At 70.8% G+C, this 20,192-nt stretch carries 19 protein-coding genes; 5 read left to right on the forward strand and 14 right to left on the reverse strand.

The features are described 5' to 3' along the window. Positions 1 to 46: 46 nt before the first annotated feature. From ACWD02_RS07720 to ACWD02_RS07735, 4 genes are all read left to right on the forward strand, one after another. Positions 47 to 733, forward strand: coding sequence for a TetR/AcrR family transcriptional regulator (locus tag ACWD02_RS07720; protein ID WP_451205768.1), 687 nt, complete (start codon positions 47 to 49; stop codon positions 731 to 733). Positions 734 to 1,320: 587 nt separating this feature from the next. Further along, complete coding sequence (locus tag ACWD02_RS07725) at positions 1,321 to 1,791, forward strand: NUDIX domain-containing protein (protein ID WP_451205771.1); 471 nt, start codon at positions 1,321 to 1,323, stop codon at positions 1,789 to 1,791. 274 nt (positions 1,792 to 2,065) lie between these two features. Further along, positions 2,066 to 2,785, forward strand: a complete 720-nt coding sequence (locus tag ACWD02_RS07730; RefSeq protein WP_451205773.1) for a dienelactone hydrolase family protein — start codon at positions 2,066 to 2,068, stop codon at positions 2,783 to 2,785. 120 nt (positions 2,786 to 2,905) lie between these two features. Further along, a complete protein-coding gene (locus tag ACWD02_RS07735) occupies positions 2,906 to 3,448 on the forward strand; it encodes a hypothetical protein (RefSeq protein ID WP_451205776.1) in 543 nt (180 codons plus the stop codon). On the opposite strand, the gene ACWD02_RS07740 is transcribed toward ACWD02_RS07735, so the two are convergent. Next, entirely contained in the window at positions 3,438 to 4,238 is an 801-nt protein-coding gene (locus tag ACWD02_RS07740; protein ID WP_451205779.1) for an inositol monophosphatase family protein, read from the reverse strand. The genes ACWD02_RS07735 and ACWD02_RS07740 overlap by 11 nt on opposite strands. 53 nt (positions 4,239 to 4,291) lie before the next feature. Here ACWD02_RS07740 and ACWD02_RS07745 point away from each other — a divergent pair, with 53 nt between their 5' ends. Continuing rightward, on the forward strand, positions 4,292 to 5,191 hold the full coding sequence (locus ACWD02_RS07745; RefSeq protein WP_451205782.1) for a LysR family transcriptional regulator: 900 nt from the start codon (positions 4,292 to 4,294) through the stop codon (positions 5,189 to 5,191). 10 nt (positions 5,192 to 5,201) lie between these two features. Here the strand turns inward: ACWD02_RS07745 and ACWD02_RS07750 are convergent, their stop codons facing one another. From ACWD02_RS07750 to ACWD02_RS07810, 13 genes are all read right to left on the reverse strand, one after another. Further along, the gene (locus ACWD02_RS07750; protein ID WP_451205785.1) at positions 5,202 to 5,810 is read right to left on the reverse strand and encodes an NAD(P)-dependent oxidoreductase; all 609 of its coding nucleotides are present in this window, start codon (positions 5,808 to 5,810) and stop codon (positions 5,202 to 5,204) included. 103 nt (positions 5,811 to 5,913) lie between these two features. Further along, the gene (locus ACWD02_RS07755) at positions 5,914 to 7,188 is read right to left on the reverse strand and encodes an NADase-type glycan-binding domain-containing protein (RefSeq protein WP_451205787.1); all 1,275 of its coding nucleotides are present in this window, start codon (positions 7,186 to 7,188) and stop codon (positions 5,914 to 5,916) included. Continuing rightward, entirely contained in the window at positions 7,185 to 7,760 is a 576-nt protein-coding gene (locus ACWD02_RS07760; protein ID WP_451205790.1) for a phage tail protein, read from the reverse strand. The genes ACWD02_RS07755 and ACWD02_RS07760 overlap by 4 nt, the downstream gene beginning before the upstream one ends. A gap of 43 nt (positions 7,761 to 7,803) precedes the next feature. Then, positions 7,804 to 9,762 carry a putative baseplate assembly protein gene (locus ACWD02_RS07765; RefSeq protein ID WP_451205793.1) on the reverse strand — a complete coding sequence of 653 codons (1,959 nt, stop codon included), beginning with the start codon at positions 9,760 to 9,762 and terminating at the stop codon, positions 7,804 to 7,806. Next, positions 9,762 to 10,214 carry a GPW/gp25 family protein gene (locus ACWD02_RS07770; RefSeq protein ID WP_451205795.1) on the reverse strand — a complete coding sequence of 151 codons (453 nt, stop codon included), beginning with the start codon at positions 10,212 to 10,214 and terminating at the stop codon, positions 9,762 to 9,764. The genes ACWD02_RS07765 and ACWD02_RS07770 overlap by 1 nt, the downstream gene beginning before the upstream one ends. An 84-nt stretch (positions 10,215 to 10,298) precedes the next feature. Next, positions 10,299 to 12,215 carry a VgrG-related protein gene (locus ACWD02_RS07775; RefSeq protein WP_451205798.1) on the reverse strand — a complete coding sequence of 639 codons (1,917 nt, stop codon included), beginning with the start codon at positions 12,213 to 12,215 and terminating at the stop codon, positions 10,299 to 10,301. Continuing rightward, positions 12,215 to 12,934 (reverse strand): CIS tube protein, encoded by a 720-nt coding sequence (locus ACWD02_RS07780; RefSeq protein WP_451205802.1) that lies wholly within the window; start codon positions 12,932 to 12,934, stop codon positions 12,215 to 12,217. Before ACWD02_RS07780 ends, ACWD02_RS07775 begins: the two co-directional genes overlap by 1 nt. Positions 12,935 to 13,007: 73 nt before the next feature. After that, the gene (locus ACWD02_RS07785; protein ID WP_365825742.1) at positions 13,008 to 13,430 is read right to left on the reverse strand and encodes a phage tail protein; all 423 of its coding nucleotides are present in this window, start codon (positions 13,428 to 13,430) and stop codon (positions 13,008 to 13,010) included. A 110-nt stretch (positions 13,431 to 13,540) separates the two neighbouring features. Further along, entirely contained in the window at positions 13,541 to 14,008 is a 468-nt protein-coding gene (locus ACWD02_RS07790) for a hypothetical protein (protein WP_451205806.1), read from the reverse strand. Positions 14,009 to 17,347: 3,339 nt separating this feature from the next. After that, on the reverse strand, positions 17,348 to 17,509 hold the full coding sequence (locus tag ACWD02_RS07795) for a DUF6760 family protein (protein ID WP_451205808.1): 162 nt from the start codon (positions 17,507 to 17,509) through the stop codon (positions 17,348 to 17,350). Further along, positions 17,506 to 18,012 carry a hypothetical protein gene (locus ACWD02_RS07800; RefSeq protein WP_451205811.1) on the reverse strand — a complete coding sequence of 169 codons (507 nt, stop codon included), beginning with the start codon at positions 18,010 to 18,012 and terminating at the stop codon, positions 17,506 to 17,508. The genes ACWD02_RS07795 and ACWD02_RS07800 overlap by 4 nt, the downstream gene beginning before the upstream one ends. Further along, positions 18,012 to 18,455 (reverse strand): phage tail protein, encoded by a 444-nt coding sequence (locus ACWD02_RS07805; RefSeq protein ID WP_361195981.1) that lies wholly within the window; start codon positions 18,453 to 18,455, stop codon positions 18,012 to 18,014. The genes ACWD02_RS07800 and ACWD02_RS07805 overlap by 1 nt, the downstream gene beginning before the upstream one ends. 106 nt (positions 18,456 to 18,561) lie before the next feature. Beyond that, a complete protein-coding gene (locus ACWD02_RS07810) occupies positions 18,562 to 20,157 on the reverse strand; it encodes a phage tail sheath subtilisin-like domain-containing protein (protein WP_451205814.1) in 1,596 nt (531 codons plus the stop codon). Positions 20,158 to 20,192 lie beyond the last annotated feature (35 nt).

Raw genomic sequence — 20,192 nt, forward strand, 5'->3', positions numbered from 1 at the left:
CGCGGGGCTTGAACACCAGAGGCTTCACGCAATCAGGGAGGCAGTAGTGGAACCTGTCCTGCCGGACCTCACGGGGCCTGCTTCCGGCTCCCCCTCAGTGCTGGAACTCGCGTTCAGCGACGGGGCCGACGGGGCCGATCCGGACGACGAAGTGTCCGCGCGGCTGCTCGACGCCGCGTACGAGCAGTTCTGCCGCATGGGGATCAAACGCTCCACCATGGCGGACGTGGCGCGCCTCGCGGGCGTCTCCCGCATCACCGTCTACCGCCGTTTCGCCACCAAGGAAGCACTGGTCGAGCACGTCGTACGACGCGAATTCCGGCGCTACTTCGACCAGTTCACCCGCGAGATCCAGAACGCCGAGACCGTCTCCGACCGAGTCGTCCTGGGCTTCGTGAGCTCCTTGCGCGCCATCCGCCACAACCGTCTCATCGGTGGACTCATGGCCGTCGAGCCCGACGCCGTCACCCTGTCGACGGCCGGCGACGGCGGCCGCACCCTTTCCGTGGTGCAGCAGTTCGTCGCCGAACGGCTCCGCCAGGAGCAGCGGGCCGGTCATGTCTCGGGCGAGGTGGATATCGATGTCGTGGCCGAGATGATGGTCCGCGTCTCGGCATCCTTCCTTGTCGTCCCCAGCCAGGTCATCGATGTCGATGACGACGAGCGGATGCGTGCGGTGGCCCGGCAGTTCCTCGTGCCCATGCTCGGACCACCACGGTCTGCTCACCTTTAGGGTTCGCGCCTGCGTCACCCGCGGCATCTGCGTCACCCGCGGCCGATGCCGAGGAGGGGTCGGCTCTCCAACGGGCTACAGAGATGCAGGGCTGCTCGGCCTGTCGTTGTGCAGCCCTAAGGGATTTCCCGCCAGACCCCCGCCACCAGCGCGACGATCACCGTCGCTCCCCACAGTGTCGGAACCACGGTCCGCCACAACCGTCGAAGCCACACCCAAACGCCACCCATCGTCTTGGTCGCGCCACGCGGCAGACGCCGCCCGGCGTCCAAGACAATCCCCCGCATCTCCACACACCACACGCACGCGGCGGTGCCGCGCGGCGGAAAATCGAGCCAATAACCTCCCGCCGCCTTCGCTCCCGTTTCCTGCTCCATGCCGATTTGGTCCATGATCAGCTCAACGACGCACGGGGCACCGTGAGATGGCCCCGTCAGTACGACGAAATGACGCACACGCCTTCGTGTCTCGACACTCCGCATCGGTTGACGCGCCGCGAACCTCACCCGCAGACTCCGGCCCCACGGCCGACGCCGCACGACGATCGCGCTTGATCAGCATTTCAAGTGCCGCGTAGCGTCAGGGCGGTGGAGACAACGCAACGGCCCGCCGCCCGGGTCATCTGCCTGGACGCTGCCCATCGCCTGCTGCTTCTGCGCTGGCGCGATCCGTTCGAGGGCACATGGCTCTGGGAGCCGCCCGGTGGCGGTATCGAGTCTGACGAGACACCACTGATGGCCGCACGACGCGAACTGGCCGAGGAGACCGGACTTGACCCGGCCGCCGTCCTGGACCAGTCCGTGCCCGTTGACCGCGATGTGCAGTGGAACGGCACGCGGTACACCGGCACGGAACACTTCTTCGTCGCCCGGTTCACCGAGAACCAGCCACCGCTGGTGCGCACCGGCCTGCTCCCCGACGAGCAGGTCAGCCTGGACACCCACATCTGGATCGCGTGGTCGGATCTGGGCTCACTGCCGGACCCCGTCGAGCCGCCGCAGCTGCTGGACGTCCTCGACGCCTTGGCACCAGATGGCCCGTGGTGCGCGCGTGGATGAGGTGCGGTGGCCGCGAGCGGTGCGGCGTAAGGCGAGAACCGCGAGTAATACGGCGAGGTGGCATCCGGCCACGGGCCCTTCGGAGGCTTACGGGCCTTCGCGAAAACTCGTTGGCGGTCCACTGCCTCCCCCTGCTAATTTTCCGGAGGCCGTGCGAGAGAACGAGGAGGTGGTACCCGTGAACGCAGAATCGACATGGGTGCTCCCCTCCGGGGTCACGGTCGGGCGATAGGTCGTCCGGGAGCGCCGTTCACGAGCTCCCGAAAGGCCCGACATGCACTTCACTTCCGAGCAGCGCCTCGACGACGGCGTACTCGAACGCGAATTCATCCTCGGCGAGATCCCCGGCACCCTGTGGACTCCGGCATCCGCTCCATCCCCTCTGGTCCTGATGGCCCACAACAACGGCCTGCCGAAGCGGGACGCCCGGCTGGTGGCCCGCGCCCGGCACACCGCGGCGCACGGCTACGCGGTGGCCACCATCGACGCCGCCGGATGCGGCGACCGGCCCCGTTCCGCCGCTGACGAAAAGGTCCGCGCCGACCTTCGCCGGGCGATGCAGGCCGGCGAGCCCGTCGACGGGATCTTCGAGTCCCTCGTCGGCCCGTTGGTCGAGAAGGCCGCCCCGGAATGGCAGACCACTTTGGATGCCCTCCTTTCGCTGCCCGAGATCAACGGCCCCGTCGGGTACTCGGGGTGGACCGCCCTTGGCATCCGGCTGGCCGCGATCGAGCCGCGCATCGCGGCCGCCGGCTTCTTCGCCGGGGGTTACGTGCCCCACGCCCAGCGCGAGGAGGCGCGGAAGATCACCGTCCCGCTGCTGCTCTTGCTGCAGTGGGACGACGAAGGGAACCCGCGGCAGCGGGCCCTGGATCTGTTCGACGCCTTCGCCACCAAGGAGAAGACGCTGCACGCCAATCTCGGCGGGCACACCGGCACCCCGTGGTTCGAGCTGGAGGACGGGAGCCGGTTCTTCGACCGGCACCTGAAGTAGCACGAACCACCATGGCCGACAGCGGACGGTCGACGCTGTCGGCCATGGTGGTGAACCCTCGACATATACTCACGCGCGCATGCCCGCACACTGCGGTGAACCGAGGGGGACGCAACGCCCGTGCCTGACTTCGACGACCCCGCCTGGGGCCCCTTCCCTGTTCGACCGGCCCCACTGCGTTGGCTGTTGCTGCTGCCCCTCACTCTCCTGCTGCTGCCCCTGTGGTGGATGGTGTGGCTCCTCCTGGCGGCTATCTGCTACTGCGCGGCGTCCGTGGCGCAGGTGTTCATCTACATCGTGCCGCGCGCCGAGAACGGTGCCGTTCGGGTTGTGGATGCCACCATGGGCCGGGTTCCGTTCATCCCGCTGTGGTGCGTGACCCCGGTGTCTCTGGTACGCGAGGGCAACGCGGCGTATTACCGCGCGCGCGTGGACCGGCGCATCGAGAAACAGACCCGCCGTTTGGAAAACGCCTCCAACTTTGTCGCGCTCGACCGCGACCTCGACCTTGGAGCCCACTACTTCCGCGGTGCGGGCGCCGGTTACGTCATGGGCGTCGCCTTGGAACGGAACTGGGATCTCCACCCCGTGCTGCGCTCCCACCCCCGCCGCCGGCTCCGCCTGCGCCACAACGGCCGCTCCCGCTCGGGAGTCAGGAACTGACCGGTTCGCCGGTCGCAGTCAGGGCTTCCAGCGCGGCCGCGTGCACGCCAGGCGCGGCGGCGAGGTAGCTCCTGGCGGCCAGGTCCCACGCCTTGCCCTCAAGGTCGGTCACGACGCCTCCGGCCTCCTGGACCAGCAGCACACCTGCCGCGTGGGACCGGACTTGGTCGAACTGCCAGTGCAAGTCCATCCGCCCGGCCGCGACTTGGGCCAGCTGGCCGGTGACCGGTACGGAGACCTGCACGTACAGGGCGGAGTTCATCATCGCGGTGAAGGCGGTGCCCATCCGCCGGGCGAGCTCGGGGTGGTGCCCCGGCTGGGCCTGGCCGGTCCCCGCCAGGGCGCCGTCCAGCGACGCCTTGGCCGAGACCCGCAGCCGCATACCGTCGAGGAACGCCCCGCCGCCCTCGACCGCCGTGAACATCTCGTCCCGGACCGGGAAGTAGAGCACCGCCAGCACCGGGCGGCCGTCGCGGACGAGGCTCACGCCGATGTTCCAGTCGGGCATCCCGTGCACGGCATTGACATTGCCGCCGACCGGATCGATGAGCCACCACTCTCCGGGGGCCATCGGCCCCGATCCGTGTTCGTCGTTGAGCCAGCCCGCGCTCGGCAGGGCCCGGGCCAAGGCCGGACGCAACACGTCGACCACGGCCGCGTCATTGGCCTGGAGGTTCGCGAGCAGTTCGGCGAGCCCCGGCTGACGGGACTCGGTGGAATAGCGCGTCATCATCCTGGCGCCGGCCTGGCGGACGGCGGCGACGGTGGCGGCAAGCAGTTCCTGACTCATGAAACCCTCCGGGTTGATCGAAGTGGATTTATGGCTGACTAGGATTTACTTCCATGCAATTGGACTTGAATCTGCTGACCGTGCTGGACGCCCTGCTCGAAGAGGGCAGCGTGATGGGCGCGGCCGAGCGGCTGCACCTGTCCTCGCCCGCGGTCAGCCGCACCCTCGGCCGGCTTCGCGCCGTCACCGGGGACGACATCTTGGTGCGCACGGGCCACTCGATGACTCCCACCCCGTACGCGGTGTCGGTGCGGGAGGAGGTTCACCGACTGGTGCAGCAGGCGCACGACGTGCTTTCTCCGGTACGGGAGTTGAACCTGGCCGAGCTGGATCGCACCTTCACGGTCCAGTGCCACGACGCGGTGGCCGCTTCACTGGTGCCGGTACTGGTCGGCAGGATTCAGCAGCGGGCCTCCGGGGTGCGGCTGCGGGTGCTGGCCGAGAACGCCGTGGACACGGATGACCTGCGACATGGCCGCGTCGATCTGGAGCTCGGTGGCGACAGGCCCACTCTGCCCGAGTTCCGGTCAGAGCCTCTCGGTGACGACCGCCTCGTCGTGGCGATGCGTGCGGACCATCCATGTGCCGCTGGACTCGACCTGGCCGCCTATGCGTCGCAGCCGCATGTGGTGGTCTCCCGGCGTGGCCGCCTGACCGCACCGATCGATGACGTGCTGGCCGCCGAAGGACTGCAACGCCGGGTGGTCGCGGCGGTGGCGACGGTGTCCACCGCCCTGCAGATCGCCGCCCGTGGTGACGCCCTTGTCACCTGCACGGCGCTCCTCGGCCGCCCGCTCATCGAGGCGTTCGGCCTGCTCGCCCGGCCGCTGCCAGTCGAGTTCACGACTGCCACGATCCACTGCAACTGGCACCAGCGCTTCGATTCCGACCCCGCCCACGCCTGGCTCCGCGAGCAGGTCCGGGCGTCACTGGAGGAGATCACCACCTGCTGACCCACTCCGCCTACTCCTCCAATGGCAGGGCCACGGCACCGGTGAAGCCAGGGGCTTCGGCTTCGTCGAGCATCGCTGCGGCGACGGTTTCCCGGCTGACCTTCGCTCCGAGGTCAAAGGGAGGTCCGGCTTCCAGACCGAGCGTGCGTCGGCGCGGGCTTTCCGGCCCGTCAGCGAGCATCCCGGCATGGAAGACGGTGCCCCCGGCTTCCAGAACGGCCTGGTCGGCTGCGACCTTGTCCGCGAGGCGGTCGCCCAGCACCTTGGCGAGGACGTCCGCGCCTTCCCCCGCCACTTCGGCCGACTTGCCCGTGCCGTAGGCGCCCAGCCAGATGACGCGCCGCGGGCCGGCGGCGATGACCGCCCGGGCGCCGGTCAGAAGAATCCCGGGCCTGTCCGTGCCGAGCGCGGAAAGGACCACGGCATCTCCGTCCACCACGGAGGCGATGCCGGCCGCGTCGTGCACGTCACCCGCCACTTTGCGCAGGTTCGGGCAGTCGGCCAGGGCGATCCGCTCGGGGTCACGGGCGATGGCGGTCACGAGGTGACCGCGACGCAACGCCTGTCGGGTAAGGGCCATTCCGGTGCGGCCCGAGGCCGCGAGGACGGTGAGGTTCATGTCGTGAACGTTAGGCAGGCCACCACTTAACAACAAGTGCAAGCATCTGAATCAATACGTTACTCAGACGCAATCCGTCAGCGTCGCCCTAGGGCGCGGCTGCTCAGGTTCGGCTGCCGCTGGATCGGCCGAAGAGTTCGACCTCAGCGATGGCCACCTGCTTCTTGGCCGACGCGGCGTGGGCCGACTCGACGGTGAAGCGCACCCGGGTGACCTCGCCGACGCGGAAGGAGCGACGCTGCCCGCCCGGGCCCGGGTCCAGGGTGAGTTCGCGGGTTGCGGTGGAGCCGTCCTTCTTGGTGACCGTGGCCTTGACGCGGTGCGGGAGGGCCGACTTGCCGAGCTCGTCGGCACGGATGGACACGCCCGGCGTGATGATGACGTCCAGGAGGCGGGTCGGCCGGGTGAAGCGCACCTCGATCCACTCGCCCTGACCCGATTCCGCGACCCCCGGGCCCCACCAGGTGTTGTTGAGCTTGTCGAAGGCCAGCTTCGCTCCATGGCCGGCGTACGCGTTCGAGGCGCGGATCTCGTCCGGTTCGACGGGGGCGCGCTTGGCGAAGTGGTCGCGCGTGGCCTGGATGCCGTCGGAGAGGTTCACCGCGGCGAAGATGAGCAGCGTCAGGACGATGACCCAGGTGATCCAGGTGCCGATGTGGTCGAACACGCGGCGCAGCCGGGGGCGTTCACCGGCCCACGGCGTCTGGTTGCGGCCGGGGCCCATGAGGCGGCGCCACCACGGCAGGGGCGCGGACGAATGGTCCGGCCTCTCGGCGAGCGGCATCGCGCAGCGGGCGCAGAAGTGCCGGTCGGGGCGGTTCGGGGTGGCACACCACGGGCACGGCGGGCCGTTGCCGGCCTGCGGTTGCTGTCCGGGCACGCGCACGTGCGGGCGCTCGGCGTCGGGCCGCCCGGGCAGAACCGGGCTCACGGCCGGGGGCGGCGGGGCCGCCGCCTGCGGGTCCGAGACGGGCACGAGCAGGGAACGGACCGTGTCAGGGCCAGGGGTGTTCGCGGGCGCCACTGGGTCGTTGGGCGCCGTGTCCGTCAAGTCCGGGTTCCGCGGGGCGGCTTGGCGCGCTGGGGTGGCCGTGGGCTCTGGAGGCGCCGCCCGGCGGGGCAGGCCGGAGTCGGTGGCGCGCAGGTCTGCGGCCGGGGTCGGCACCGGGCCACCTGCGGCCGGGGCCGGGGCCGGGCCCGCGGCGGGGGACCTGGTGTGCCCCGGCCCGGCCCCGGAGCCCGCGTGGGAGTCCGCGGCCGGTGCCGCCCCCGAGCGCGCCCCGGCCGGATCCCAGCTGAGAACGGCGCCGCAGGCGTCGCAGAACGACTGACCGGGTTCCACGCGGGCGTCGCACTCGGTGCAGTTCTGCCTGGTCATGACTCCAGGGTCCTTTCGGTGGTGGTGACGTTGGCGGTGGCTGTGACGGTGACGGAATAAGGCATGTGTGCGGGGCGGGCGGCGGCGACGAGCGCGTCCAGGCGGTGGGTGTCCGCCGGTGTCGGGTCGGACAGCCCCAGCGCCACGTGCAAGTGGGGGCGGGGGCTACCCGGGATCGGGCCACGCGGGCGGGCGCTCCACGCCGCGCCACCGCTCTCGGTGATCTCCGGTGTGGTGCCGAACGCCAGGCGCACCGCCTCCGACAGCCCCTGGCGCGTGCCCCGCACCCGGTGCAACGCGGCAGCGGCGGCGACAGCGGCGCGCAGCCGCCCCTCGGAATCGATGCCGTCCGTCTCGGCGCCCACCCAGATGCTGAGCCATTGGGCGAAGTCGATCGGGGTGAGCGCGGGGTCGAAGTAGGTGTCCAGGCAGTCGAGGACGTTCAGGATCGGCGCCAGGACCTCGTCGAGGCCGGCGACGAAATGCTGGGCCAGAGCGTCGTCGGCGAAGACGGCCGGGAGCATCATCCCGATGGGCGCGGAGGAGCCGAGGCCGTCGATGGAGCCCCTCATCAGCGGCCGCCCCGCTGTCGCTGCGGATGCCGCGCATGCGTGCTCACGAGGCGTCCCCGATCACCCGTACACGGTGGTCGAAGGAGAACACCAGGGCGGACGGCTCCAGGTCGATGCGGTCGGTGCGGTCACCGCGCTTGCCGGTCAGCGGGTCGGCAGGGTGCAGGACGACCTCGTCGACCAACTCCACGCCGGGCACCCGCTGGAGGACCGCGAAAACCTCGCCCGCCTGGACGGGGCGGCCAAAGGGCCAGCCTCTGCCGTCCGCGCCGCCGGTCAGCGGGTCGAGGTGGCGGTAGATGGCGTCGTGGGCGGCACGCCGGACGCGGTCGGTCTCCACCCCGCGGAACGCGTGCACCGTGGCCACCACCGTGACGCCCTGGTAGAACGGCGGGCCGACGGCCAGCCGGGTCCCGATGAGGCGACGCTCGTCCAGGTAACGGGTGATGCGCTCCAACAGGGCGTCACCGGGCACTAGTTGCTCGAAGCGCAGCCGCCCGCCGGGATCGGCCACCGCCTGCGGCACGACCAGGACGCGCACCGCGTGCGCCCCGTGCTCGTCGGGCTTGCCCTCCAGGCAGGTGATGCGGGCCGTCTCCGGGGCGGCCCGGCGGGCAAGCTCCTCGTAGTCGCGCAGGGTCACGGCACGCTCCTGGGCGCGCAGCGTGATGGGAGCGCGGACCTTCGCCTCCTCGACCGTCTCGCCGTCGACACCGCCCCGGGCGGCCTCCCGGTTGACGACCTCGGTGACGTACGGGATGGAGGTGCGCAGCACGCGTATCGCGCCGCGGGCCACGTTGCCGGAACGGCCGCCGCCGATGCGGTAGCGGCGGGCACGGATGACGGCGCCCTTGGGGGCGATCCCGCCGTACTGGCGCAGGGAGCCGTCGGCCTCGCGTACGGCGGGGCCGAAGGCGATGGCGCCGGTGGTCGCGTCCAGGGTGATGTGCCGATCGTCCGGGCGGGATTCGGCGAAGTGCGTGACCACCTGCCAGTCCTCCCAGCCGTTGTGCTCTGCGGTCTGCAGCAGCACCGGCGGTTCGTCGCCGACGACGGGCGCGTGGGCGAGCCGCAGTCGCTGGCCGGGCAGCCCGGTGGCCTCACCGAGCGCCTCGTCGTACACCGTGTCCGCGTGCACGACCGGGGTGGTGCCGCCGATCGTGCAGGCGTCGCTGGAACGCACCGTCGGCGAGGTGGTGTAGAAGGGCTGGTCCGACAGCGGCTCGGTGACGCGGCAGCGCAGCCAGCCCGCCTCGTGGCCGCCGTTGCGGGACAGGACGTGACCGCCGGGCACGTGCAGGACCACATCGCCGGGCCGGTTGAGGCCGCCGGTGCCGTCACTGTGCACCTCGCACGGCTGCCAGCCGTCCGCCGTCCACGCCTCCCAGACCAGCGGGGGCTGCCGGGGGTCGACGCCCACGCCGTCGACGCGGCTGTCGAGTTCAAGGGCGACCGCGCAGTGCGGCACGGCGGCGGTCAGGCCGAACAGCAGGCAGTCGCCGGGGCTCGGGGCCTCGCTGAAGCACAGTACGTCGCTGCCCTCGGCGAGGTCGGCCGTGCGGTCGGTGACGGGCTCCCCGCTGCGCTGCACCATCAGGTGCCGCAGCATGCACGGGACGATGCGCAGGTCGTGCTCGGTGGCGAAGACGACGGCATCCTCGGCCTCGGTGCGCAGCGTGGTCACCTCGGTGCCGACCGGCACGGCCACCGGCTCGTCGCGGGGCGCGGACAGCCAGAAGGTGACGTCGGTGCGGGCGGCGGACGGCGGGAACAGCGTGATGCCGACCAGGTCGAGGAAGGCCAGGTGGTTCTTCTCCGGGACGCGGTTGAGGCGGTAGACGATCTGATCCGCCATGTGCGCGACCGTCTCGACGAGGGTGACGCCGGGGTCGGAGACGTTGTGGTCGGTCCACTCCGGGGCGCGCTGCTGTATGTAGCGCTTGGCGTCGTCGACGAACTGCTGGAAGCGGCGGTCGTCGAGATTGGGGCTCTGCAGGGACATCAGCGGTCGCTTTCGGGGAAGGCACCGGGGCCGTCGGACGTCTCCGCGGTCCCCGGCTCCTCGTGGGAGGGAATGACGTAGAAGGGGAAGACGAGGCTGCGCGGGTTGTTCGTGCCGCGGATCGCGTAGCGCACGTCGATGAACAGCACGCTCTGGTCCTCGCCCGCGGTGACCTCGACCTCCTGCACCTCGATGCGCGGCTCCCAGCGGTCCAGGCTCAGGTACACCTCGTGCTGGATGCGGCCCGCGGTCTGTTCGTTGACCGGCGCGAACACCAGGTCGTGGATGGCGCAGCCGAACTCCGGGCGCATCGGCCGCTCGCCGGGGGCGGTCGCGAGGACCAGCCGGATGGCCTCCTCGACCTCACGTTCCCCGCTGACCAGGGCGATGCCTCCGGTGGGGCCGATGCGCAGCGGGAACGCCCAGCCGGAGCCGACGAACTGTTCGGCCATCAGGAAATCACCGGTCCTTGCTTGGTGTGAGCATGAGCGCGAGCATCGGCGCGGTCGCGGGGGCCATCAGAGTCGCGGGGGCCATCAGAAGGGAAGGGGTTTCCGGTTGACCAGGACCACACCGTTCAGCCCGATGTTGGACGAGTTCAGGGCCATCGTGGCGCCGGAGGTGAGCGCCATCGCCCCGACCGTGTTCAACGTGACCCCGCCCGTCGCGACGAGGGAGGCCATGCCGGCCGCCCGCACATTGAAGAAGGAGGTGTTGACGCTGAATCCGCCGCCGCCCGCGTTCACGTTGACGGCGCTCCCGGCGCGCAGGCTGAGCATCCCGCCGCTCTGGATGGACACGTTGCGTTTGGCGCTCAGCGTGAGGTCCGTCCCCGCCCGGACGGTCACCGAGCGGCTGCCCTTGATGGTGACCGACCCCTTGCTGTCCACGGTGATCTCGGTCTTGGCGCGGTCCAGATTGACGGTCAGCTTGTCGTCGCCGGTGGAGACCCGCACGCCCCGGTTGGCCCCCACACGCTGGCTGAGCAGGTCGACGCGGTTGCCGGTGCGGTCGGAGATGGTGTGACGGCTGGCCTGGTTGCGCGCCCCGGAATACAGCGGCGCCTTGTTCCTGGTCGGCTTGTCCTTGCCGTTGTAGAGCCCGCCGATCACGAAGGGATGATCGAGCGCGCCCCGGTCGAAACCGACCAGGACCTCATCCCCCACGTCCAGCGGGAAGATGCCGCCGCCACGCTTGCCGCCGAGGTGCACACAGCGCGTCCAGTCACTGACGTAAGTGTCGTCCAGCCACGGGAACTTGAGCTTCACGCGGGCTTGTTCGTCCTTGGTGTCGACGTCCGTGACGATGGCGTTGGCCACGCCGGGCAGCCGCGGCTCGCTCTCCGCACCACCCGAGGTGAGCCCGTACAGCGAGCGCCACTGCCGGCCGCTGACGGTCACCCACGACTCGTAGCGCTGACCGTTGCCGAACACGTGCCGCACGGAGGTCGTCGTGTACTTGCCCTGGAAGGGCCAGCCGACGTCGGCGAGCGCCACGGGCACGCCGGGCCGCAGCTTGGGATTGCCGTGGACGATCACCTCGAGCTCGGAGAACGAGGAGGACACGTCGTCGAACAGGGCGTCGGCGGCGTGCTTGACCTCGGGCCGCTTGTCGTAGGGCATCGAGGTCTGCACGAGCTTGGTCTTCTTGAACGCGGCCGCTGCCTTCTTCGGCGAGGAACCGATGGAGAAGACGGGGTTGTTGGCGCGGCGCGACGTCTCCACGATCTCCCGCGCGTTGGCCACGTCATAGCCGCGCACCTCCACCTCGGCCACCTGGTCGGCGGCGGTCACGGAGGTGCGCAGGCGCAGGATGTCGGTCCCGGACTTCAGGACGAGGGGGTTCTTCTCGCTGCGAGCGCTGGTCGGCGACGGCGCACCCGAGGACGGCTTGGGCGAGACGAAGTTGAACTTGCCCCTGGCGTCCAGAGACATCACCATCTTGTTCTCGTCCGCCAGGCGGGCGATGAAGTCCCAGTCGGTGACGTTGGCCTGGCTGATGAACTCGTAGTTCCCCTTGGAGGATTCGATCTTCCCGATGGGCACGCCCGCGAGCCCGGCCAGCTTCTTGACGATCGAGGAAGCGGTCTCGTTCGCGTACGCGACCACGCGGCGCCGGCGCAGGAAACGGTGCCCGAGGTCGTAGCCGCGGATGACCGTGAAAGAGCCGGTGCCGTCGTAGTCGGCTTCCAGGGCGGTGACCTCGCCGGTGAGGAGCGGTTCGCCGGAGCCCTGCCCGTCGGCCACCGGTGTCAGCACCACTTCGGTGCCGAACTTCACGTTGAGGTCCTTCAAGAGCAGACGGTGGGGGTCGCGGAAGGTGAGCCGGAACGCGGCGGGCACCCCGGCGCCCTGGTCGACCCAGCCGTCGACGAACATCCGGGCGTACTCGTCGGGGAGCTTGGCCCCGCCGAGTTTCACCTTCATGACGCTGGAGAACGCGACACCGGCCATCAGCGCCCCACCTCCTGCGCTGCGGGCAGCACCAGTTCGGTGCCGGACGTGAGGGTGGAGGGGTCGTCGATGCCATTGGCCTCGGCGATGGCCCGCCACACCGTGGCATCGCCGTACTCACGCCACGCCAGCGACTGCAGCGAGTCGCCGGCGACGACCCGGTGCACGCTCTGTGCGGTGAGCGCACCGGAGGTCGGGTTCTGCCCGAGCGCGTCGCTCGGGATCTCGTGCAGCTGCAGCTGGCAGGTGGCCCGGATGGGCACGCCAGAGGTGCCGAAGAGGGTGTACGAGGCGTCGACGGAAGCGACGTACGCAGTGAACCGAGCCGTCTTGAACGATCCCCACTGGAAGATCACCCACGGCGGCGACGGCTGGTCGGCCTTCTTGCTCTTGGGGGTCACCCCACAGCAGTCGAGGAGCGTCTGCACCTTCTTCAGGACCTGGTTGCTCGTGGGCCTGCCGGAGGAATCGAGGAAGATCTCCACGCTCATCTGGCGCTGCTCCGAACCCATGAACTCCGGCATCGCGCCGTCCCGGTTGTCGGCCGTCGGCGTCACCGTCCAGTTGGCGCGGCGCCCGATGGTCAACTGCGCCGGGTTGAAGTCGAAGTTGAACGTCCTGATGAGCCCGCCCGGCGTGGTGCTGGTGCCGACGGGGGGCTCGTGGATGGCAAGGCTGGCGCGTACGAGGCTCTTGCCGGCGCCTTTGCTCTTGGGCATGTGGGTGTCTCCCGCTCCTCTCTCCGGACTCCCGGGTCTCTCGGACCCCGGGCCCCTTGCTCTGTGCGGACCCTCAGTCCGTGAACCCGTGGTGGGCGATCTCCAGGACCTCTGTGGCGACGGCCGGACTGCTGGGGTCGAGCCGGGGCCCCTGCCAGCTGACGGGAAGCACGTCGATCAGCCCCCACCGCGCGACCTCCGACCCGTCCGCGCGCAGCGCCGCGATCTCGGCGGTGGGCCGTTTGATGCCCGTCTGCACGGACGAGATCCACTTGGCGACCTTGGTGGTGTCCGGGGTGAGGGGGCGGGTGAGCCGGATGGTGGAGAAGGTGACGCGGGACGGCAGTTGCCAGACGAACCCGTTGTTCCCGCCCTCCTGGCGGTGCTCGATCTCCACCTGGGACGACAGGCCCTCGCACCCGTTGAAGTAACCAAGGCTCTGGCCGTCGATGGAGAGGCTGAACCAGATGGTGGAACCCGGGTCCTGGCGGGGCATCGCGGGTGGGCCTTTCTGTCGTTGCTGCTTGGTGCTTGGTGCTTGGTGCTGGTGCTTGCTGCTTGCTGCTTGCGGCGCGTGGGTCGCGCCAGGACGGTGTACGGGGCGGGTCAGCGGCGGTCGTCGCGGAGCCTGCCGATGCGTTCTCGGTCCATGCGGAGTTCGGTGCGGACCAGGCGCGTGATGCGGCCGATCATGAGGTGCACGAGTTCGTCGATCTGGAAGTCCGTGAGGTCCTTCGGGTCGAACGTCCCCTTGGGCACACGGGTGTACGCGGGCAGCGCGGCGGCGGTGCCGGCGGAGGTCGCCGTGGCGGTGGTCCTGTCGGGCGGGAACGGCAACGGGTCGTCGACGACCGTCTCCTGCTCGTGTCTGCTCTTTCGCCCCTGCTGGTCCTGGCTGCCCGGCCGAAGCCTCCCCAGCGTGGTCGCGACGGTGGCCGCGGCGGAGGCGGCGAGCGTCTCGGTGGCCGAGCGCGTCGCCGATCGGAACCCTCGCTGCACGACGGGGCCTGCGCCGGTGGGGGTGGCTGTGCGGGCGATGGGCAGGGGCTGAGCCGAAGCCGCCGGGGACGACACCGAGGGCGTGGTAAGGCGGGTTACGGGGAGGGGTGGCCGGCTGACCTCGCCGAACGAGGATCGGGGCATGGCGGGCGAGGTGAACGTAGGTGCTGCGGTGGCTCGTTGGACCGGCACCGCCGGGGTGCGTGTACGCAGCGAGTTCTCCCGGGGCGCGGCTGGTGAGGTGGGCGGGGTGGCGCGTTGCACCGGGGGGAGTGTGGAGGCGTTCGAGTGGGGCACGCGGGGAGACCCCTTAGAAGTGACCTCGGCAGCCGTCACCGCGTCGTGCGCCGAATCGGGCATGGGCGACGACTTGGGGGTGGCGGGGGCGCGCTGAACGGGCGGCTCTGCGGGGGTGTTGGCGACAGCGGCAGCGGGTGCCTGCCGCGAGAGACCGGCAGGCGAGTTGGGCGCATCACGTCGCATGAGCGGCGTCGCCGCCGCGCTGATGAGCGGTGCTGTCTCTAGGGGCGGCGTGGCAGTGCTGGTGAGCGGGGTGGCCACAGCGGTGCGCTGAACCGGCGGCAGGGTGGGCGTCGCGGGCTCTTGTGAAAGGGCTTGCGGGGTCGGCAAGTTGGGGGTGACGGCTCGCTGGACTGGTGACACCGTCGGGCCCACGGGCCCCGGCAGGCTGGGAAGCCGCTTCGTGTCATCGGTGCGCGGCGCGGGATTCGACGACGGTGCGGACAAGGCGGATGGGTTGAATGGGCCCGCTGCGGTGGTGCGTTGTGTGGGCGCAGGTGCGTGGGGACGTGACATGTCGGTCGACGCGGAGGGCGGACGGGCGGAGACGGCCCGCTGAACCGCCGGCAAAGCTGGGCGGTCACCGCCGTGTGGTGCGCTCGGCCCCTGCCGCATGGCGTTCGTGAGCGGGACGGCTCCCGGAGGCGGTGCGGTGACCGGTGCGCCGAGCGGGGTACGCCCTCGCGGGGCGGGCTTGGTGGCGGGAGGCGTGGAGCGCTGGACTGTGCGTTCGGGCGGCGCGGAGGCTGGGCTCGCAGAGGGTACGGCAGGGGTGGCGTGCGCCTCGGGAACGCCCCCCGGTGGGCCCGAGTGAGTCGCGGACGGCGAGGACGAAGGCGGCGCGGGCGCCGGTTCCTTGGACATCGCGTGGGAGGTGACCGGTGCGCCGAGGCCCACGCGGGCAGCCTTGCGGTGGGCGCTGCGCTGGACTGCCGGGGGCCTGGGGGTCACGGCCGCCGCGGACGCGGCCGCACTCGACGTCTGCGGGCCGGGGGCAGCCCCGCCTGCATGAGGCGTCGTCGCCTCGGCACGCGAGTTGCCTTCCTCCGTACGCGAGTTACTTGCCTCCGTACGCGACATACCATTCCCCGTAGACGGGTTGGGCGCCGACGTACGAGCGCCAGGCGCCACCGTGTGAGGGGCGGCCGGAGAGGGGCCTGACGCGAACGGAGCAGGGCTGTGTGCACCCCGAGCCGCCCGCTGGGCCACCGGCCCCGCACTGAGCGATCGGTTCCGTTCAGTCGGTTTGACGGCAGCCGGTTTGGCCCTACTCGACGAAGCAACGGGCGACGGCGCGACAACCGAGGAGGCAGACGGCTGGGGTGCGGGCGAGGCAGGGGGCTGAGGGGCGGGCGACATACTTGGCTCACTCGCGGCCTGAGCACTTGGTGCAGCCGCGAGCGATGGACCCGGCGCGGGCGCGGGTGCCGGACTCGGCGCGGGCGACGGACTGGAAGTGGCGGATGCAGTCGGCTCACGCATGGCCGGAGCACCAGCCCGAGACACAACCGAACCACCCGGCTGGCGCGTGGGCGAAGCACCTGGCTGGCGCGTGGGCGAAACACCCAGCCCAGACGCAGTCGAAGCAGTCGGACCATGCACGCCCGAAGCACCCGCCCCAGACGCAGCCGAAGCGGTCGACCGACGCACGACTGGAGCACCCAGCCCAGACACAACCGAGCCACCCGGCTGACGCACCGGCGAAGCACCCACCCCGGTCGCGGCCGAGGCAGTCACCTCACGCCCATCCGAAGCAGCCGCCCGAGACACGACCGACTCACCCGGCTGACGCACAGGCGAAGCACCCACCCCAGACGCAGTCGAAGCAGCCGCCCGAGACACAACCGAACCACCCGGCAGACGCACAGGCGAAGCACCCAGCCCAGGCCCGGCCAGTGTTGGCCCAGATGCTGCCGACGCGCTCGGCTCACCTACCTCCGAAGCGCCTGTCAACGGCCGTGAGAGAGAAGCGACTTCACCTCTCCCCCGCTCCCCGGCACCCCCATCCGGCCTATCCGACCTAGCCGACCCATCCGACGACGAGGCCGCCCCCGCCCCTGGCCCGGCACTCGCGCCACCCCGCGTCGGCGCGGGCTCCCGGCGGGCCACAGGCAGTGCCCGGCGCTGCACGGACGCGGGCACCGCCGGCGCCTTGGTGAGCGTGAGTGGCCGCGGGGCCGCCAGGGGTGCGACGACCGGGACCGGTGTCACGCGTACCCCAGGGGCCGGGTTGGGCGACGGCGTGGCAGCGCTCGGCGCACGGGACGGCGTGACTGCCGACGCCCCGCTCCCCTCCTGGACGGTACGCAAGCGCTGCACGGTCTGGGGCACAGGGCCTTGTCGGCCGGAACCCCGTACCTCAGGGCTCCGCGGCCGCTGCGCTCCAGAACTCTGGACGCCACCAGGTGCCCCGGAGCTCCGCACCCCGGGCGCTGCAGCACGCTGCACCGGCACCTGCCCAGGCCCAGGCCCAACGGCACCTCCGGCAGAGATGGTCCCGCCGGGCGACCCCGCCGGCCCCCCGCTGCTCACCGGTCGACCCGACGCGGCACGCCGCCTCGCGCCCCCGGATGCACCCGGCATCGGCGCCGCCACCGCTCCGGATGCTCCGGGAGCGGCAGGTGACGCCTCCGCCCGCTGCACCTGTCGCAGTGGCGCCACCGGCAGAGGGCGGGCCGACGGGGGCGGCGACGCGGGCGTCCAAGGTGCCGGGTTCGCGGCCCGTTCGAGTCCCGTGACCGGCCGCGCCGTGTCGCTCAGCGCCGCGGCCGACGAGGAGTGCGCCAGGGAAGGCAGGCTGCTCGACGACGCCTCGTTCAGGACGCCGGTACGGGAGGTCGTCGCCGTGAGCGAGGGGTTCTGCCACGTGGGCAGCCGCATGCCGAACGCGGAGTCCGCGACGCCGGACCCACCGTCGCGCACGGCCCGCTGGATCGGCGGCAACCCCGACCACGCGCCCGGGACCGCTCCAGCTCCGCCGGACGGGGAGTCAGCGCTCGACGCGGCCGCGACGGCATCGCCGCCGCCCTCGCCCCGGGTCCCGCCCACCTCACCGCCGACGACATCCGGCGCACCCGCGTCCCGTCCCCTGAACCGGTCGAAGAACCCCACGCCTCAGCCCTCCGCCCCTGCCGCGAGCGTCACGAAGGACGCGATCTGGTCCGCGTACCGGCGGCGGTCGTGGTGTTCCAGGTCCAGGATCGTCTCCAGGTTCCAGTGGAAGTGGTAGGCGACGTACGCGATCTCCTCGTGCAGTCGGTCGGTCGCGTACGTCACGATTCCCCCAGGCGGCTCCCGCCGAGTTCCACCTCGAACGGCTCGGAGCAGTGCGGGCACTGCACCGCGGCGCGGGTGTGCCCCTCGGCGTTGATCTGGCGGTAGAAGTCCTGCAGGAACGCGAGGTCGGAGGCGAACAGGTTCTCCACCGTCCCGTCGTGCACCGAAGGCAGCGTGCCCAGGCGCGTGATGACCCGGCCCAGGAGCACCACCGACAGGTACGCGGGGTTCTCCTGGACGCGGACATCACGCAGCGGGATCAGTTCGTCCCGTGCCGTCGACAGGCGCATCACGCCGTCGCGGTGCACGGTGCCCGCCTCGTCCACGTATCCGCGTGGCAGTTGGAAGGGGAACTCCGTGCGCAGGACCCGCGGTGTGTCGTCGACAGGAGCGGCGGCGGGAGGCGAAGCGGGGGTCTCCGCTCCCGCCGCCGCGGTCTGGGTGGCCGGGGGCGCCGCGACGGCCGTGCCTCCGCCCGGCGTACCGGCAGCCTTGCGGCGCATTACTCGATGACCAGTTCTTCGAAGACGATGGTCACGGTCTCGGTCAGCACGGCGGCCTCGCCGGCCTTCAGGCTGCTGGCGTCGATCTTGCTGCACCAGGCGTTGCGCAGGTTGTAGCGCTTCACCGGGTTGTCCTCGTAGTCCATCATGATGATCGAGGCGTTCTTGCGGGCCGTGCTCATGCGGCCGGTGATCGAGTCGTTGATCCACTGGGTGAACGCGGACGACTGGGTCATGCCGCGCACCACGGTGCACTGCCCGTTCTTCTGCACGCCCGGCAGGATGGCGGTCTCGATCTTGCCCTGGGCGGTGTTCTGCTGGCTGACGATGATGTCCTGCTCGAGGGTCAGGCCGCTTACCTCCTGGAGGTACTCGACCATCACGCCGTCGATCTGCAGACCGAAGTTGTGTGAGGTGAGGGAGTCACCCTGCATGAGACTCATGGATTCGCTGTCCTTCTAAGGCTTCGTGGTCGTGGCGGTACGCGCCGACGAGCGGCAGACGAGGGCGGGTGTGAGGGGGGGTGAGGCGGGGCGAGGAGGAAGGCGCCTACTCGTCCAACTCCCCGCTGCCGCTGGTGAACTGCGAAAGGCGGAAGATCACGAACTCGGCGGGCTTGACCGGGGCGACACCGATCTCGCACACGACACGTCCCAGGTCGACCGACTCCGGGGGGTTGGTCTCCTCGTCGCACTTGACGTAGTACGCCTCTTCGGGCCGCTGGCCGAAGAGCGCGCCGTTGCGCCACTCGGTGACCAGGAACGCCGAGATGTTGCGCCGGATGCGGGCCCACAGCGCATGGTCGTTGGGCTCGAACACCACCCACTGGGTGCCGATCAGGATCGACTCCTCCAGGTAGTTGAAGTACCGGCGGATGTTCAGGTAGCGCCACTCGGGGTCGGAGGCCAGGGTGCGCGCGCCCCAGACGCGGATGCCGCGGCCGGGGAAGGCGCGGATGCAGTTGACGCCGATGGGGTTGAGCAGGTCCTGCTCGCCGCGGGTGATCTGCAGCTCCAGGTCGACGGCGCCGCGTACGACCTCGTTGGCGGGGGCCTTGTGCACGCCGCGCTCGGAGTCGTTGCGGGCCCAGATACCGGCGATGTGGCCGCTCGGCGGCATCATGCGGGCCTTGCCCGATGACGGGTCGAAGGTCTTGAGCCAGGGGTAGTACAGGGCCGCGTACTTGGAGTCGTAGCCGGCCGTCTCCTGGCGCCATACCCGGATCTGACGGGCGTTCAGGCTCGGCGGGGGGTCGATGACCGCGACGCGGTCGCCCATCAGCTCGCAGTGGGCGATGAGGCCGAGCTGCACGGCCTTGACGGACTCCAGGTCGATCGAGCCCTGCTGGTAGGCGGCCATGAGGTCGGGGACGGCCACCATGGAGATCTCGTCGATGGCCTCGAGGCCGCCGAAGCCGGTGCGGTCGGCGGAGTCACCGAGGTACTGGGCGGGGCCGGGGTGTGCGGGCGTGTCCTGTTCCACGGGCGCGGGCACGGGGGCCGGGGCGGCGGGCGCGGGCAGGGTGACGGTCTGGTTCTCCGGGCGGGTGAGCTGCGCCCCGGACGCGTTCTCCGTCACGGTGATGAGCTTGGAGCGCTCCTTGACCTGGGTGACGACGTAGGTCCGGTTGCCCTTCTTGGCGCTCACGTCGAAGCTCTCGACCGGCTTGTCGCCGCTCTTGACGATCAGCTTGAAGCGCTCCGCGGGGCCTTCTCCCTCGGGATCGGCGACCTCGACGCTCAGCGGGCCGTTCGGGCTCTGGGCCGTGGCCGCCACCGAGAAGGCGCCGAGCTGCCTCGGCTCGGCGGCGGGCAGTGCGGCAGCAGGTGCCGCGCCAGTCACCGCGGCAGGAGCGTTGCCGTCTGCGGTCGAGCTTTCGGCGGAGCCGCCCACCCGGACCACGTACGCGGCGGATCCGCCGTTGTTGAAGAAGCCGTAGACGGAGTGCGCCAGGTAATAGTCGCCGGTGAAGTCTCCGAAGGAGGCGACGTATTGGGTCCAGTTGGTCACCAGCGTGGGCTCGTTGAGCGGTCCGGACGGCGCGAGTCCGACGAAGGCCGCCACGGAGGTGCCCACCCCCTCGATCGGGCGCGAACCGCCGGCCACCTCCTCGACGTAGACGCCGGGCGACAAGTAGGACGGCATGCTCTGCTCTCCTCGGGGTGCGAGACGGGACGCCT

It is taken from the genome of Streptomyces sp. NPDC002853 (assembly GCF_053591915.1).

Coding starts and splice junctions, on each gene's coding strand:
- ACWD02_RS07730 (WP_451205773.1), top strand. CDS start 2,066: ATGCACTTCACTTCCGAGCAGCGCCTCGACGACGGCGTACTCGAACGC.
- ACWD02_RS07740 (WP_451205779.1), bottom strand. CDS start 4,238: ATGAGTCAGGAACTGCTTGCCGCCACCGTCGCCGCCGTCCGCCAGGCC.
- ACWD02_RS07745 (WP_451205782.1), top strand. CDS start 4,292: ATGCAATTGGACTTGAATCTGCTGACCGTGCTGGACGCCCTGCTCGAA.
- ACWD02_RS07750 (WP_451205785.1), bottom strand. CDS start 5,810: ATGAACCTCACCGTCCTCGCGGCCTCGGGCCGCACCGGAATGGCCCTT.
- ACWD02_RS07755 (WP_451205787.1), bottom strand. CDS start 7,188: ATGACCAGGCAGAACTGCACCGAGTGCGACGCCCGCGTGGAACCCGGT.
- ACWD02_RS07760 (WP_451205790.1), bottom strand. CDS start 7,760: ATGAGGGGCTCCATCGACGGCCTCGGCTCCTCCGCGCCCATCGGGATG.
- ACWD02_RS07765 (WP_451205793.1), bottom strand. CDS start 9,762: ATGTCCCTGCAGAGCCCCAATCTCGACGACCGCCGCTTCCAGCAGTTC.
- ACWD02_RS07770 (WP_451205795.1), bottom strand. CDS start 10,214: ATGGCCGAACAGTTCGTCGGCTCCGGCTGGGCGTTCCCGCTGCGCATC.
- ACWD02_RS07775 (WP_451205798.1), bottom strand. CDS start 12,215: ATGGCCGGTGTCGCGTTCTCCAGCGTCATGAAGGTGAAACTCGGCGGG.
- ACWD02_RS07780 (WP_451205802.1), bottom strand. CDS start 12,934: ATGCCCAAGAGCAAAGGCGCCGGCAAGAGCCTCGTACGCGCCAGCCTT.
- ACWD02_RS07785 (WP_365825742.1), bottom strand. CDS start 13,430: ATGCCCCGCCAGGACCCGGGTTCCACCATCTGGTTCAGCCTCTCCATC.
- ACWD02_RS07800 (WP_451205811.1), bottom strand. CDS start 18,012: ATGCGCCGCAAGGCTGCCGGTACGCCGGGCGGAGGCACGGCCGTCGCG.
- ACWD02_RS07805 (WP_361195981.1), bottom strand. CDS start 18,455: ATGAGTCTCATGCAGGGTGACTCCCTCACCTCACACAACTTCGGTCTG.
- ACWD02_RS07810 (WP_451205814.1), bottom strand. CDS start 20,157: ATGCCGTCCTACTTGTCGCCCGGCGTCTACGTCGAGGAGGTGGCCGGC.